The 14,906-nt window shown below is 64.5% G+C and carries 15 protein-coding genes; 13 read left to right on the forward strand and 2 right to left on the reverse strand.

The window, feature by feature from the left end; all coding sequences use genetic code 11:
• The first annotated feature begins 3 nt into the window (after positions 1–3).
• From GH660_RS00470 to GH660_RS00500, 7 genes are all read left to right on the forward strand, one after another.
• Positions 4–612: a septation protein A gene (locus tag GH660_RS00470; RefSeq protein ID WP_153144618.1), complete on the forward strand. Its 609-nt coding sequence runs from the start codon at positions 4–6 to the stop codon at positions 610–612.
• Positions 613–915 carry a YciI family protein gene (locus GH660_RS00475; protein WP_153144619.1) on the forward strand — a complete coding sequence of 101 codons (303 nt, stop codon included), beginning with the start codon at positions 613–615 and terminating at the stop codon, positions 913–915.
• Positions 912–1,178 carry a BolA family transcriptional regulator gene (locus GH660_RS00480; RefSeq protein ID WP_153144620.1) on the forward strand — a complete coding sequence of 89 codons (267 nt, stop codon included), beginning with the start codon at positions 912–914 and terminating at the stop codon, positions 1,176–1,178. Before GH660_RS00475 ends, GH660_RS00480 begins: the two co-directional genes overlap by 4 nt.
• A gap of 36 nt (positions 1,179–1,214) precedes the next feature.
• A complete protein-coding gene (locus tag GH660_RS00485) occupies positions 1,215–2,015 on the forward strand; it encodes a peptidylprolyl isomerase (protein WP_153144621.1) in 801 nt (266 codons plus the stop codon).
• 187 nt (positions 2,016–2,202) lie between these two features.
• A complete protein-coding gene (locus GH660_RS00490; protein WP_153144622.1) occupies positions 2,203–3,738 on the forward strand; it encodes a DUF4118 domain-containing protein in 1,536 nt (511 codons plus the stop codon).
• The gene (kdpE, locus tag GH660_RS00495) at positions 3,735–4,427 is read left to right on the forward strand and encodes a two-component system response regulator KdpE (protein WP_153144623.1); all 693 of its coding nucleotides are present in this window, start codon (positions 3,735–3,737) and stop codon (positions 4,425–4,427) included. Before GH660_RS00490 ends, kdpE begins: the two co-directional genes overlap by 4 nt.
• Before the next feature lie 10 nt (positions 4,428–4,437).
• The gene (locus GH660_RS00500; protein WP_153144624.1) at positions 4,438–6,315 is read left to right on the forward strand and encodes a potassium transporter Kup; all 1,878 of its coding nucleotides are present in this window, start codon (positions 4,438–4,440) and stop codon (positions 6,313–6,315) included.
• Positions 6,316–6,322: 7 nt separating this feature from the next.
• Here GH660_RS00500 and GH660_RS00505 read toward each other — a convergent pair whose 3' ends face one another.
• A complete protein-coding gene (locus GH660_RS00505) occupies positions 6,323–7,078 on the reverse strand; it encodes an ABC transporter substrate-binding protein (RefSeq protein WP_228276299.1) in 756 nt (251 codons plus the stop codon).
• 173 nt (positions 7,079–7,251) lie between these two features.
• Here GH660_RS00505 and nosD point away from each other — a divergent pair, with 173 nt between their 5' ends.
• On the forward strand, positions 7,252–8,478 hold the full coding sequence (gene nosD, locus GH660_RS00510; protein WP_228276300.1) for a nitrous oxide reductase family maturation protein NosD: 1,227 nt from the start codon (positions 7,252–7,254) through the stop codon (positions 8,476–8,478).
• Here the strand turns inward: nosD and GH660_RS00515 are convergent.
• Entirely contained in the window at positions 8,469–9,410 is a 942-nt protein-coding gene (locus GH660_RS00515; RefSeq protein WP_153144626.1) for a CysB family HTH-type transcriptional regulator, read from the reverse strand. The two genes, nosD and GH660_RS00515, sit on opposite strands and share 10 nt — an antisense overlap.
• An 82-nt stretch (positions 9,411–9,492) precedes the next feature.
• On the opposite strand from GH660_RS00515, the gene GH660_RS00520 reads away from it, so the two are divergent.
• The 5 genes from GH660_RS00520 to GH660_RS00540 all read left to right on the forward strand — a co-directional run bounded on the left by GH660_RS00520 (position 9,493) and on the right by GH660_RS00540 (position 14,579).
• Entirely contained in the window at positions 9,493–10,269 is a 777-nt protein-coding gene (locus tag GH660_RS00520) for a sulfite exporter TauE/SafE family protein (protein ID WP_153144627.1), read from the forward strand.
• A 9-nt stretch (positions 10,270–10,278) separates the two neighbouring features.
• The gene (locus GH660_RS00525) at positions 10,279–11,952 is read left to right on the forward strand and encodes a nitrite/sulfite reductase (RefSeq protein WP_153144628.1); all 1,674 of its coding nucleotides are present in this window, start codon (positions 10,279–10,281) and stop codon (positions 11,950–11,952) included.
• The gene (locus tag GH660_RS00530) at positions 11,949–12,461 is read left to right on the forward strand and encodes a DUF934 domain-containing protein (RefSeq protein WP_228276301.1); all 513 of its coding nucleotides are present in this window, start codon (positions 11,949–11,951) and stop codon (positions 12,459–12,461) included. The genes GH660_RS00525 and GH660_RS00530 overlap by 4 nt, the downstream gene beginning before the upstream one ends.
• A gap of 19 nt (positions 12,462–12,480) precedes the next feature.
• Positions 12,481–13,200: a phosphoadenylyl-sulfate reductase gene (locus GH660_RS00535; RefSeq protein WP_153144629.1), complete on the forward strand. Its 720-nt coding sequence runs from the start codon at positions 12,481–12,483 to the stop codon at positions 13,198–13,200.
• A 689-nt stretch (positions 13,201–13,889) separates the two neighbouring features.
• Positions 13,890–14,579 carry a hypothetical protein gene (locus GH660_RS00540; RefSeq protein WP_153144630.1) on the forward strand — a complete coding sequence of 230 codons (690 nt, stop codon included), beginning with the start codon at positions 13,890–13,892 and terminating at the stop codon, positions 14,577–14,579.
• The last annotated feature ends 327 nt before the right edge of the window (positions 14,580–14,906 follow it).

Here is a 14,906-nt window from a genome sequence, read left to right on the forward strand (position 1 = left end):
GCCATGAAACTGCTCTTCGACCTTTTCCCCGTCATCCTGTTTTTCGTCACCTTCAAGGTTTCCGGCAACAATCCGGAATCCGCCGCCCATCTGGTCGGCACGCTGCTCGGCAGCGCCGCGGTCGACGCCAAGCAGGCGCCCATCCTGCTGGCGACGATCGTCGTCATCCTCGCCACCATCGCCCAGATCGCCTGGGTCCGTTTCCGCCACGGCAAGGTGGACAGGATGCTGTGGGTCAGCCTGGTGCTGGTCGTCGTCTTCGGCGGCATGACCCTCGTCTTCCAGGACGAGACCTTCATCAAGTGGAAGCCGACCATCCTCTACTGGGTGTTTGCCGGCAGCATGGCCTTCGCCGCGCTGGTGCTCAAAAAGAACCCGATCAAGGCGATGCTCGGCGAGCAGCTGACGCTGCCCGAGCCGGTGTGGGGCAAGGTCAACCTCTCGTGGATCGCCTTCTTCCTGTTCATGGGCGCGCTCAACCTGATCGTCGCCTTCAACTTCCCGACCGATACCTGGGTCAATTTCAAACTCTTCGGCGGCATGGGCTTGCTGCTCCTGTTCGTGCTCGGGCAGGGCCTCATGTTGTCGAAATATGTCGAGGACAAACAGTAAATGCTTTACGTCATCATCGGTGAAGATCGTCCCGGCACGCTCGATCAGCGCATGCTCGCCCGCCCCGCCCACGTCGAGCGCCTGCAGGCGCTGCAGGCCGACGGCCGCCTGATTCTGGCCGGCCCCTGCCCGGCGATCGACTCGCCCGACCCCGGCCCGGCTGGCTTCTCGGGCAGCGTCATCGTCGCCGAGTTCGCCTCGCTGGCCGCCGCCCGGGCCTGGGCCGATGCCGACCCCTACGTCGCCGCCGGCGTCTACGAAAAAGTGACCATCAAGCCGTTCAAAAAGGTCCTGCCGGCGTGAGCGCCGAAACCGCCGCCCTGCTGCGCGAACGCCTGGCGGCGCTGGCGCCGCAATCGCTCGCCATCGAGGACGAATCGCACCTGCATGCCGGCCACGCCGGCGCCAAGGAAGGCGGCCATTACAAAATCACCATAGTCGCCGCCGCCTTCGCCGGTCAGAATACGGTCAAGCGCCACCGTCTCATCCACGCAGCGGTCGGCGACCTGATGCGCGGACGCATCCATGCCCTCAGCATCCGTGCATTTTCACCCGACGAAGTATAATCTTCACGTTTTTACCCCCCGAGTAAGGAAAACCTAATGATCAAGCTCTCCCGTCTGGCCGCTCTGCTGGTCGCCAGCGCCATCGTTTCCGCCCCGGCCCTCGCCGCCGACAAGGGCAGCGCCGCCGGCACCGTGGCCACGGTCAACGGCCAGGCCATCTCGCAAAACACCTACAACGCCTTCGTCGCCGAGCAGAAGGCGCAGGGTGCGCCGGATTCCCCGGAACTGCAGAACGCCGTCAAGGAAGAACTGGTCCGTCGTGAACTGCTGACCCAGGAAGCCAAGAAGAAGGGCCTCGACAAGAAGCCGGAAATCCAGGGCCAGATGGAACTCGCCAAGCAGGCCGTGCTGATCCGCGCCTATCTTTCCGACTACGTGCGCGCTAACCCGGTCAGCGAAGACAAGCTGAAGAAGGACTACGAAGCGATCAAGGCCAGCCTCGGCACCACCGAATACAAGGTCAGGCACATCCTGGTGGCGAGCGAGGACGAAGCCAAGGGCATCATCGCCAAGCTCGAAAAGGGCGACAAGTTCGCCGACCTCGCCAAGCAGTCCAAGGATCCCGGTTCCAAGGACAACGGCGGCGAACTCGGCTGGAGCGCCCCCAACGCCTACGTCAAGCCGTTCTCCGAGGCGATGACCAAGCTGAAGAAGGGCGAATACACCAAGACGCCGGTCAAGACCGATTTCGGCTACCACGTCATCCAGCTCGACGACACCCGCCCGCTGACCCCGCCGCCCTACGAGCAGGTCAAGCCGCAACTGCAGCAGCGCGCCAGCCAGCAGCAGGTCGAGGCCCTGGTCAAGAAACTGCGCGAAGGCGCCAAGGTCAACTAAGCGACCTGCCCCGCCCCCTGAAATGCCCGCCCTCACCGGCGGGCATTTTTCATTTCCGGCCCCGGAACAGGCCGTGCGGTTTCCAGTTTCAATCTTTACAACATTTTTACGGCGGCCTTGCCAGAATCTGCAGCATTTTTACGACCGGTAACCTAGTCTGGAAGCACTGAACCAGCGGACGCAATCCATGCAAAGCGAAGGCAAACTGGCCATGCACAAGGCGGAACGTTTCGCCCCCTGGCAGCGCGGCCTGCTCACGGTGCTGGCCTGTACCGCGACGACGCTGCTGGCGACGCCGCTGCTCGGTCATCTCGACCTCGCCAATATCGTGATGCTCTTCCTGCTCACGGTACTGCTCATCGCCGTCAGCCTCGGGCGCGGCGCCGCCATCCTGGCGGCGGTGCTGAGCGTTCTCCTGTTCGACATCTTCTTCGTGCCGCCGCGCTTCTCGCTGGCGGTCAGCAACATCCAGTACCTGGTGACCTTCGCCGTCATGCTGGCGACCGCCCTCGTCGTCGGCCAGCTGGCCGCCGGCCTCAAGCAGAAGGCGCACGAGGCGCAGGCCCGCGAGCGGAACACCCGGGCGCTCTACGATGTGGCCCGCCAGCTGGCCGGCACGATCGCCGTCGAGCAGGTGATCGACATCGCCCGCCAATACATCCGCATGCAACTCGCAGCCGAGGCAACCGTGCTGCTGCCCGATACCGTCGGCGCCCTGACTCAGGCGGCGCCCGCCGACGGCTTCCGCTGCGAGCCGCACCTCGCCCGGGTGGCGCTCGACAGCGGGCAGCCGGTCCGCGACAACGAGATCGCCGGCAGCGGCTACGCCTCGCTCTACCTGCCGCTGCGCGCCTCGATGCGGGTGCGCGGCGTGCTGGCGGTTGCCTGCGCACCCGCTTCGCCCGACCTGTCGCCGGAAGACCTCGCCCTGCTCGAAGCCCTGGCGTCACTGGTCGCCATTGCCGTCGAACGCCTGCATTACGTCGATGTGGCGCAGGCCGCGCAGGTCGACATGGTTTCCGAACGGCTGCGCAGCTCCATCCTTTCCGCCCTCTCGCACGACCTGCGCACGCCGCTTACGGCGTTGGTCGGCCTCGCCGACTCGCTGTTCCTGATCCGCCCGACCCTGCCGCCGCCCGCCCTGGAAACGGCGCAGGCCATGCACGAGCAGGCGGCCCGCCTGGCCGGCCTGGTCGGCAACCTGCTCGACATGGCCCGGCTGAACGCCGGCAACGTCACCCTGGGCCGCGAGTGGCAGCCGCTCGAGGAAGTCATCGGCGCCAGCATCAAGCTGCTCGGCAACGCGCTCGCCGGCCATCCGGTCCGTGTCGCCCTGCCCGCCGACCTGCCGCTCCTCGAGTTCGACGCGGTGCTGCTCGAACGCGTGTTCTGCAACCTGCTGGAAAACGCCGCCAAGTACGCGCCGGCCGGCACGGACATCGAAATCACCGCCGCCCTGGGCAGCGACAGCGTCGAAATCCGGGTCGGCGATCACGGCCCGGGTTTCCCGGCCGGCAACCTGGATGCGCTGTTCGACATGTTCGCACGTGGCACCGGCGCCGCCGGCAAGCCGGGCAGCGGGCTCGGGCTGGCGATCTGCCGCGCCATCGTCGAAGCGCACGGCGGCACCATCGGCGCCGAAAACCGCCCGGCCGGCGGCGCCAGTGTCCGCTTCACCCTGCCGCGCGGCGTGCCGCCGGTGCTGGAGGAGGAAAAGGCATGAACGCGCCCGCCCCCAAGGTCCTGCTGATCGAGGATGAAAAGCCGATACGCCGTTTCGTCCGGGTCGCCGTCGAGGAGGAAGGTTGTCAGGTGATCGAGGCGGAAACCGTCGCCCGCGGCCTGATCGAGGCGGGGTCGCGCAAGCCGGACCTGCTGATCCTCGATCTCGGCCTGCCGGACGGCAACGGCATCGACCTGATCCGCGACCTGCGCGGCTGGTCTGACGTCCCAGTCCTCATTCTCTCGGCGCGTTCGCAGGAAAACGACAAGATCGATGCCCTCGACGCCGGTGCCGACGACTACCTGACCAAGCCCTTCAGCGTCGGCGAACTGCGCGCCCGCGTGCGCGCCCTGCTGCGCCGGCGCAGCCGCAGCGGCGAGGCGGTGACGCCGGTCGTCGAGTTCGGAACGGTCACGGTCGACCTCTCCCAGAGGCGGGTTTCCCGGGCCGGCGAGGCGGTGCACCTGACGCCCATCGAATACCGCCTGCTGGCCACCCTGCTCGGCCACCCCGGCAAGGTGCTGACCCAGCGCAACCTGCTGCGCGAAATCTGGGGTCCGTCCTACGTCGAGAGCAGCCACTACCTGCGCGTCTATGTCGGCCACCTGCGCCAGAAGCTCGAGGACGACCCGACCCAGCCCAAACACTTTCTGACCGAAACCGGGGTCGGCTACCGCTTCCAGCCCTGAAGGAAACTCCATGCAAACGCAAGACAACAAGCGTCTGGCGACGCTGACCCTGGCCGCGCTCGGCGTCGTCTATGGCGACATCGGCACCAGCCCGCTCTACGCCATCAAGGAGGTGTTCGGCGGCGCGCACCATCCGGTGCCGATCAACCCCGACAACGTGCTGGGCATCCTGTCGCTGTTCTTCTGGTCGCTGATCGTCGTCGTCACGCTGAAATACGTGGCCTTCATCATGCGCGCCAACAACAAGGGCGAAGGCGGCATCATCGCCCTGATGACGCTGGCCCTGCACAACGGCGACCCGGCCTCGCGCCGGCAGCGCCTGCTGGTCGCCCTCGGCCTGTTCGGCGCCGCCCTGTTCTACGGCGACGGGGTGATCACGCCGGCGATCTCGGTGCTCTCCGCCGTCGAGGGGCTGGAACTGATCACGCCCGCCTTCAAGCCCTACATCCTGCCGATCACGCTCGGCATCCTGATCGGCCTCTTTCTCTTCCAGCGCCACGGTACGGCGCGCGTCGGCGCCCTGTTCGGGCCGATCATGCTGCTCTGGTTCGCCACCCTCGCCGTATTCGGCGCCTTCGCCATCGTCCGCCATCCGGCGGTGCTTGCTGCGGTCAACCCGCTGTACGGGGTCAATTTCCTGCTCGGCAATTCGGCGCTCGGCTTCTTCGCGCTGGGCGCCGTCGTCCTCTGCATCACCGGCGCTGAGGCGCTCTACGCCGACATGGGCCATTTCGGCGCGAAACCAATCCAGTATGCCTGGCTGGGCTACGTGCTGCCGGCCCTGCTCATCAACTATTTCGGCCAGGGCGCGCTGCTGCTAGCCGACCCGGCCGCCATCGAAAATCCGTTCTACCTGCTGGCGCCGGACTGGGCGCTCTACCCACTGGTCGTCCTCGCCACCGTCGCCACGGTCATCGCCTCGCAGGCCGTCATTTCCGGCGCCTTTTCGATCACCCGGCAGGCCATCCAGCTCGGCTACACGCCACGCCTGGAAGTGCAGCACACCTCCGACGAGGAAATCGGCCAGATCTACCTGCCGGCGCTCAACTGGCTGCTGCTGGTCGCCATCATCGCCCTCGTCGTCGGCTTCGGCAGCTCGTCGAACCTGGCAGCTGCGTACGGCATCGCGGTCACCGGCACCATGCTGATCACCAACCTCCTGGCCATCGCCGTCGCCGTGCGCCTGTGGCAATGGAGCCCGCTGCGCGCCGTGCTCGGGGCGCTGCCCTTCATCTGCATCGACCTCGGCTTCTTCCTCGCCAATTCGATCAAGATTCCCGACGGCGGCTGGTTCCCGCTCGCTTTCGGCCTGGCGGTCTTCATCCTGCTGACGACCTGGAAGCGCGGCCGCGAACTGCTGCACAGCCGGCTCGCCGCCGATGCGCTCGAACTCAGGCCCTTCATCGACAATGTCATGGCCGGCGGCGTCGGGCGCACGCCCGGCACCGCGATCTTCATGACCCCGGCACCGGATGCCGTCCCGCACGCCCTGCTACACAGCCTCAAGCACTACAAGACGCTGCACGAGCAGGTGGTCATCCTCAGCGTCAGCGTCTTCGACGTGCCCTGCGTCCCGGATATCGACCGCGTCGAAGTGCATCGGCTGCCCGGCAATTTCGCGCAGGTCATCGTCCAGTACGGTTTCAAGGACGAACCCGACATCCCGGCGGCTCTCGCCCTGTGCGCCGACGCCGGGCTGCACATCGACATGATGGACGCCTCGTTCTTCCTCGGCCGCGAAACGCTGATCCCCAGGCTCGGCTCGGAAATGGCCTACTGGCGCGAACTGCTGTTCGTCGCCATGTTCCGCAACGCCGGCAGCGCCACCGCCTTCTTCCGGATTCCGTCGAACCGCGTCGTCGAACTGGGGTCGCAGATCGTTCTGTGACGCTGCGTCACTCGACCCGGAAGGGCAGGAATTCCGTGTTGATGCGGTCGTAGGTACCGTTGCGCTTGATGTTCTCCAGCGCGACGTCGAGCACTTCCTTGAGCTCGGCGCGCTGCGGATTGATGGCGAACGAGGCGTTGCCGGCCAGTTCCGGCTGCTGCAGCACGCTTGCGCTGAGGCCGAGCTGCTGGAACAGCGGATGCCGCCGCAGGCTGAGGCTGGTCATCAGCGGCACGATGGCCGCCTGGGCCACGCCGGCGGCCAGTTGTTCGATCATCTGCACTTCGTTCTGGGCGCCGATCACCTGCCAGCGCTGGGCTCGGGCGTAGGTTTCATGGGCCGAGCCGCGGAAGATCGAGACGCGCGCCGCGACGTCGCCGGGCTGGATGCCGGGGCGGGCGACCCACAGGGTCACCGAACGGTAGACCGGCTTCGTGAATACGACCTTGCGGCTGCGCTCCGGCGTGTTGAGCAGGCCGATGGCGGCGATGTCGAAGTACCCGGCCGCCACCCGGTCGATCAGCGAGTCGAGCCGGGTCGCCTCGAATTCGCAGCGGGCGCCGATTTCGGTGCACAGGGCGCGGGCGATGGTGGTGGCGAATCCCGTCAGGTTGCCGTTGGCATCCCGGTAGCCGAGCGGCGGCGACTCTTCCAGCACCGCCACGCGGAGCGCCGGCGCTTCTGCCCGCGCCGTACCGGCGAGCAGACAGCAGGCCAGGCTCAGGCTGAAAAGGAAGGCGCACCGGAAAGAAGCCATCGACATGGGCGATCACTGGGATGCAGCGGGAATCCACGTCCGGAAGGCGGCGGCGACGCGAAAGACCATTCCGGAGACAGGGCCAAGGCAGCATTCTATATCGCCAGCGCGGGGGATCGGCGCAAAACTTGATGCAGATTCACGCCAGAAGCTGGCCCCGGCAGCTAAATTGCGCCCTGATGCGCCTTTTTCGCCTTGCCCTTTTCCTCTGCCTCGGCCAAGCGCTGCCGGCGCTCGCCGCGCTGCCGCTCCAGCCCTGGCTCGACACCGCCCTGCCGGGCGCGAGCATTCGCCTGCCGCCCGGCGTCTACGAGGGGCCGGCCGTCATTTCCAAGCCGCTGACGCTGGAAGGCGACGGCCAGGTCGTCATCGACGCCGGCGGCCACGGCACCGTCCTCACCGTCCGCGCCGACCGCGTCACGCTGCGCGGCCTGACCCTGCGCAACAGCGGCGACTCGCACGACCAGCTCGACGGCGGCTTGATGGCCGAGGGCAGTGCACTGCTGATCGAGAACAACGTGATCGAGGATGTGCTGTTCGGCATTTCGCTGCACCGGACCAGCAACAGCGTCGTGCGCGGCAACCGCATCCGCTCGCGCCCGGTCGATTCCGCCGACCGCGGCGACGGCCTGCGCCTGTGGTACAGCACGCACAACCGCATCGAGGACAACGACATCGCGCAGATCCGAGACGTGACGGTGACCAACTCGCCGCGCAACCGCTTCACCGGCAACACCATCCGTGACAGCCGGCGCGCCTTCAACTTCCTTTTTGCCCATCGCAGCCTGGTCGACCGCAACCATCTCGAAATGAACTCGACCGGCATCATCGCCCTCAATTCCGACGGCCTGACCATCCGCAACAACCGCATCCTGCATGCGATGGACGCTTCCGGCGCCGGCATCGCGCTCAAGGAGACCTCGGCGGCGCTGGTCGAGAACAACGAGATCGTCCATTGCGCGCACGGCATCATGGCCGACTCGCCGATGAACCCCACCAACCGCATCGTCTTCATCGGCAACCTGGTTGCCCACAACATCACCGGCGTCTATTTCTATGGTGCCAAGGGCGGCCACATCGCCATCGCCAACACCTTCCGCAGCAACCTGTGGCCGGTCACCGTCATCGGCGACGGCGACCCGCTGAACGACACCTGGTGGGGCAACTACTGGGACGGCTACGAAGGCTTCGACGGCGACGGCGACGGTTTCGGCGACCGCCCCTACGACCTGCTGGCATACGCCGACCGCATCTGGATGGAAACGCCGGCCGCCCGCTTCTTCCGCAACTCGCCGGTGCTCGAACTACTCGATTTTCTCGAACGGCTGGCGCCCTTTTCCGCCCCCGCCCTGATCCTGCGCGACACGGCGCCGCGCATGCGGCCGCCGATCACCCCCTACAACTGATATTCCGCGCCACCGCCCTGCATCGCCATCTCGACCACGCGCTGCGACAGGTGCGGGGCGAACAGGGCGATCAGGTCGTAGTCGCAGCGCCGCAGGTAGGTGCCGCGGCGCAGGGCCAGCCGCGTCGTGTTGGATTCGAACAGGTGCGCGGCGTCGACCGCGACCAGCCCGCTGTCGCGCTGCGCGTCGAAGGCGAGCGCCGAAATGATGCCGAGGCCGAGGCCAAGGCTGACGTAGGTCTTGATCACGTCGGCGTCGAGGGCGGTCAGCGCGACGTTGGGTGAGACGCCGATGCGCTCAAAGGCGCGGTTGATGCGCGAGCGGCCGGTGAACGCGGTGTCGTAGGTGATCAGCGGCCAGCGCGCCAGCTCGGCCAGCGACAGCGGCGCCGACTTGAGGATCGGATGGCCCTCGGGCGCAATCACGCAATGGCTCCACTGGCGCACCGGCAGCGTGATCAGCTGCGGATACTGGTCGAGCGCCTCGGTGGCGATGCCGATGTCGGCGTCGCCGGCCAGCACCCACTCGGCGATCTGCGTCGGGCTGCCCTGGTGCATCTCCAACTTGACGCTGGGATGGCGGGCGACGAAATCGCGAACCACGACGGGCAGCGCGTAGCGCGCCTGGGTGTGCGTGGCGGCCAGCACCAGACGCCCGCTGTCGCCGGTCGCGAATTCGGAACTCGCGCGCTTCAGGTTCTCGGCTTCGCGCAGGATGCGCTCGGCGATCGCCAGCACCACCCGGCCCGGCTCGGTGACGCCGGTGAAGCGCTTGCCGCTGCGCTCGAAAATGGCGATACCAAGCTCGTCCTCGAGCAGCTTGACCTGCTTGGAAATGCCCGGCTGCGAGGTGTAGAGCGACTCCGCCGCCTCCGAGACATTGAGGCCCTGGCGCTGGATCTCGACGATGTAACGCAGTTGCTGAAGTTTCATGGCGGCGCTTAATAACTCATGGATATAACAATCTAACCCAATATTCTTTTTGTTTCAAATGGCCACTGCTACGATGCGCGCCATGGATCCCCTCTACACCCTTTCCGGCTTTGCCGTCGGCGCCATCGTCGGCCTCACCGGCGTTGGCGGCGGCTCGCTGATGACGCCGCTGCTGGTGCTGGTCTTCGGCGTGCATCCGGCCACCGCGGTCGGCACCGACCTGCTCTACGCGGCGCTGACCAAGGCCGGCGGCACCATCGCGCACGGCCGCAAGGGGCATATCGACTGGGCGATCACCGGCCGCCTGGCGCTCGGCAGCATCCCGGCCGCCGCCATCACCATCTACATCCTGTCGCAACTGCCCAAGGGCAGCAACGCCATCGGCGCCGTGATTTCCAATGGCCTCGGCTTCGCCCTGCTGCTCACCGCCATCGCCATCCTGTTCGGCCGCAAGCTGCGCGACTACGCCAGCAAGCACGAGGACTCTGCGCTGCGCCAGTGCTGCCTGGGCAAGATCACGGTCGCCGTCGGCGCCATCCTCGGCGTGCTGGTCACGATCTCGTCGGTCGGCGCCGGTGCCCTCGGCGTCGCCGCGCTGTTCTTCCTCTACCCCAAACTTTCGCCGGTCCGCATTGTCGGATCGGACGTGGCGCACGCCGTGCCGCTCACCCTCGTCGCCGGCCTCGGCCACTGGATGCTCGGCGGCGTCGACTGGTCGCTGCTCGGCGCGCTGCTGCTCGGTTCGCTGCCCGGAATCTGGCTCGGCACCCACGTTTCCGCCAAGGTGCCGGAGCACATCCTGCGCCGCATCCTGGCCTCCATGCTTGTGCTGATCGGCAGCAAGCTGGTCTTTGCTTAAGGAAGTACGATGTACAAATACGATGCCATCGACCGCCAACTCGTCAACGAGCGCGTCGAGCAGTTCCGCGATCAGGTCCGCCGCTGGAAATCGGGCGAGCTGAGCAACGACGAGTTCCGCCCGCTGCGCCTGCAGAACGGCCTCTATGTGCAACGCCACGCGCCGATGTTCCGCATCGCCGTGCCCTACGGCATGCTGAATTCGGCCCAGCTGCGCAAGCTGGCCTTCCTCGCCCGCACCTACGACCGCGGCTACGGCCACTTCACGACGCGCCACAACCTGCAGCTCAACTGGCCGAAGATCGAGGACGTGCCCGACATGCTAGCGCACCTGGCCGAGGTCGAGATGCACGCCATCCAGACCTCCGGCAACTGCATCCGCAACGTCACCACCGACCAGTTTGCCGGCGTTGCCGCCGACGAGGTGATCGACCCGCGTCCGCTGGCCGAGATCCTGCGTCAGTGGAGCACCTTCCACCCCGAATTCGCCTTCCTGCCGCGCAAGTTCAAGATCGCCATTTCCGGCACCCGCGAGGATCGCGCCGTCACCTGGTTCCACGACATCGGCCTGCACCTGAAGGAGGTAGACGGCCAGGTCGGCTTCACCGTGATCGTCGGCGGCGGTCTCGGCCGCACGCCGATCCGCGGCCAGATCGTCCGCGACTTCCTGCCCTGGCAGGACATCCTCACCTATTGCGAGGCCATCCTGCGCGTGTACAACCGCTTCGGCCGCCGCGACAACGCCTACAAGGCGCGCATCAAGATTCTCGTCCAAGCGCTCGGCGTCGAGGAATTCGCCAGACAAGTGGAAGCCGAATGGGCGCACCTCAAGGACGGCCCGGCGACCCTCACCCAGGCCGAATACGACCGCGTCGCCGCACACTTCGCGGCGCCCGCCTACGCCGCCGTCGGCGACGTCGCGCTGCCCGACGAAAAAGCCTTTCAAAAGTGGGTCGACCGCAACACCCACCCGCACAAGGTCGCCGGCTACGCCGCCGTCACCCTCTCGCTCAAGCCGCACGGCATCGCACCGGGCGACATCACCTCCGAGCAGATGGAAACCGTCGCCGACCTCGCCGACCGCTATAGTTTCGGCGAACTGCGCATCAGCCACGAGCAGAACATCATCCTCGCCGACGTGAAGCAGTCCGACCTTTACGAAGTCTGGCAGAAGGCCAAGGCCGCGGGCCTGGCGACGCCGAACATCGGCCTGCTGACCGGCATCATCTGCTGCCCGGGCGGCGATTTCTGCGATCTCGCCAACGCCAAGTCGATCCCCATCGCCACCGCCATCCAGCAGCGCTTCGACGACCTCGACTACCTGTTCGACATCGGCGAGATCGACCTCAACATCTCCGGCTGCATGAACGCCTGCGGCCACCATCACGTCGGCCACATCGGCGTGCTCGGCGTGGACAAGAACGACGCCGAGTTCTACCAGGTCACGCTCGGCGGCCGCCAGGGCAACGACGCGAAGCTTGGCAAGGTCATCGGCCCCTCGTTCTCGGCCGAGGAAATGCCCGATGTCGTTGACAAGATCATCAAGGTCTATATCGAGAACCGCCATGCTGACGAGCGCTTCCTCGACACCCTCGACCGCATCGGCATCGACCCGTTCAAGAACCGCGTTTACGAAGGCCGTGCCCACGGCAAGGCGAAGGTCGCACAGAAGGAGGCTGCATGATGGCCCACATTATCAAGAACCAGGCAGTTGCGGTCGACCCCTGGAAAACGCTGGAATTGGCCGAAGGCGAAACGCCGGAAAGCGTCGTCCTGCCTGCCGGCGACATCATCTTCCCGCTCGCCGTCTGGCAGGCGCGCAAGGCCGAGATCGTCTCCTGCCACAAGCGCATCGGCCTGCTGCTCAAGGGGGATGACCGCATCGAGGACATCGCCGGCGACCTCGACTACTTCATCGTCATCGCCGTCGACTTCCCGAAATTCGTCGATGGCCGCGGCTACTCGACGGCCAGCCTGCTGCGCCAGCGCTACCACTACCAGGGCGAACTACGCGCCGTCGGCGACGTCCTGCACGACCAGCTTTTCTTCATGCGCCGTGTCGGTTTCGACGCCTATGCCCTGAAGGGCGAGAAGGATGTGGTCTACGCCATCGCCGCCGGCTTCACCACCTTCGGCGACGCCTATCAGGCCTCGACCAGCCAGCCGCAACCCCATTTCCGCCGCCGCGCCTGATTGCCACGATAAGCCCGCCATGACCCCGAGCCTGCTCAACATCACCCCCGAACTGACCGCCAGCGTCGCGACCAAGTCTACCGCCGTGCAGGCGCTGCTCGCCGACATCGCCGGCCAGTGGTCGCCGGCCGCCTTCGCCAACAGCCTCGGTGCCGAGGACATGGTGCTAACCGACCTGATCGTCAAGTCCGGCCTGCCGATCGAAATCTTCAGCCTCGACACCGGCCGCCTGCCGCTCGAAACCTACGACCTGATGGCCGCTGTGCAGCAGCAATACGGCCTCAAGCTCAAGATTTACTTCCCGCAGTCCGAAGCCGTCGAGACCTACGTGCGCGCCAACGGCATCAATGCCTTCTACGAATCCATCGAACTGCGCAAGGGCTGCTGCTTCATGCGCAAGGTCGAACCGCTACGCCGCGCCCTCGCCGGCAAGAAGGCCTGGATCACCGGCCTGCGCGCCCAGCAGGCAGCCACCCGCGTCGGCCTGCCCTTCCGCGAATACGACGACGGCAACGGCCTCGAAAAATTCAACCCGCTCGCCGACTGGAGCGAAAAGGAAGTCTGGACCTACATCAAGCGGCATGCCGTGCCCTACAACGCGCTGCACGACAAGTTCTACCCGAGCATCGGCTGCGCACCGTGCACCCGCGCGATCTCGCTTGGGGAAGACGTCCGCTCAGGACGCTGGTGGTGGGAAAACCCCGAGTCCAAGGAGTGTGGCCTTCACGTGAAGGCGTAACACCCAGGGTTTCAGCGCAGGCTAACTCCGCGCAGCGGGGCTAAGGGCCGCAGGCCATCCTTGAAATATTGCCGGGCCCCGAGTTGTAGCTCGCCAAAGCAAACAGCGTGCGTCTGGATCTCCGGAATACTCTTCAATATGTTTGTGAATCCTTGGCGCACGTTCAAGCAACCTAGCGTACTGAACGCTACGGCCAAACTGGGCTGGACGAAGCTAGTCGCCGAGGTCCGGACGGGATCGTCTGCGCCTATGGCGAAATTGACCTGACATCAGCCTGTCCGGAGAATACCCAATTGGAATCGCCCCGGTATTCTTAGACACTCCGTAGCCGGTTGAAATACTGATTCTCGAACTCTACCGGAGAGATGTCATTTGCGTAACGCTTTCTGCCCATGACCTCTCCTTTTGCCGAAATTTAAGGCTTCGGAGCGTCTACAGGGTCCGAGGCAATTCCCAGATTCCACGGGGGTTGATGGTGGATGAAGTCATCGAGCTTGGAGCAAACACGAACCGGCAGATGGAAGTCGTGGAGGAAGAAAAATGAAGGCAATGGATTTGAGAATAGAACGGAATTCACGACTGTTACGGTCAACCGGAAAAAATGGCCAAGAACGCAAAACCCTAGCTGGGCCCATGCCGACGAAAACGGCTGCCAACACCTCGTATTTTAAGCAATCAAGGAGTGCAGCATGAATAACAGACATTGGCTGTTAAAAACCGCCGACACCATCGGTTTGATTTTGGCCTTGGTGATAAGCATGAATGCACATGCAGGGTTGTTCGGAATTAGTGGTCATACGATGAACTGGAAAGAAGAAATATTGTTACACGACGGACAAATCGTTGTTGCAGAGCGCTTCTATAACCTTGGAGGGTATCCGGCAATTGAGAGCAGAGAGCGTGAGGCACTGGATCAGACTGTGACATTTAGCCTGCCTGGCTCTAACCAAAAAATTACCTGGAAAACCGATTACCGGGACAGCGAGCCGGAAGCGAACGGCCTGGGTCTGATTCTTTTCGATGTGATGAGAGGCATACCCTACATCGCCACCTATCCGGCCGGCTGCATTGCCTACAACAAATGGCAGCGCCCCAACCCCCCGCAAATCCTGTTCAAGTACGAAAAGGGTCAATGGAAACGTATTGCCTTGGCCGAATTCCCGGTTGAGCTAAACAAAGCCAACGTCATCGTCGGTAGCCCAGCGAGCAAGTTGCTGAAACCCTTTTACAGTGTGGCGCAGGTCCAGGAAGAGAATCGGTATGTTGAACACCAATATGGAACCGTCCTTCGGAAGAAGGTGATGCCAGAGCCATGCCCCAAGTACTCCAGCGGACCTAAGGCTCCCAATCCTATAGAACCAAAACTCCTACCGAAATAAAACAGATTGCTACGACCCGATCAAGCATATATTTTCAGGAGTGACGTAATCATGGCAACACCATTCGAAATTGATTGCGCATTGATGGCAGGCCACGCATATCTCACAACACGCGCCGAACTCAATTGGATACCGACACCGCAAGGATGGACACCATTTTTTCCCAATCAAAGGGGTCAGAGACATTTAGTTTTCTGAATCATTAGAAAAAATGCCCCGCCGCCCCCGCGTATTGCTCGCCGACACCCCGCTGCACATCGTCCAGCGCGGCATCAACCGCGAGCCGTGCTTTTTCACCGATGAAGATTACTACTGCTTTACTACTGC

This window comes from Dechloromonas sp. H13, assembly GCF_009469615.1.
GTDB lineage: Bacteria > Pseudomonadota > Gammaproteobacteria > Burkholderiales > Rhodocyclaceae > Azonexus.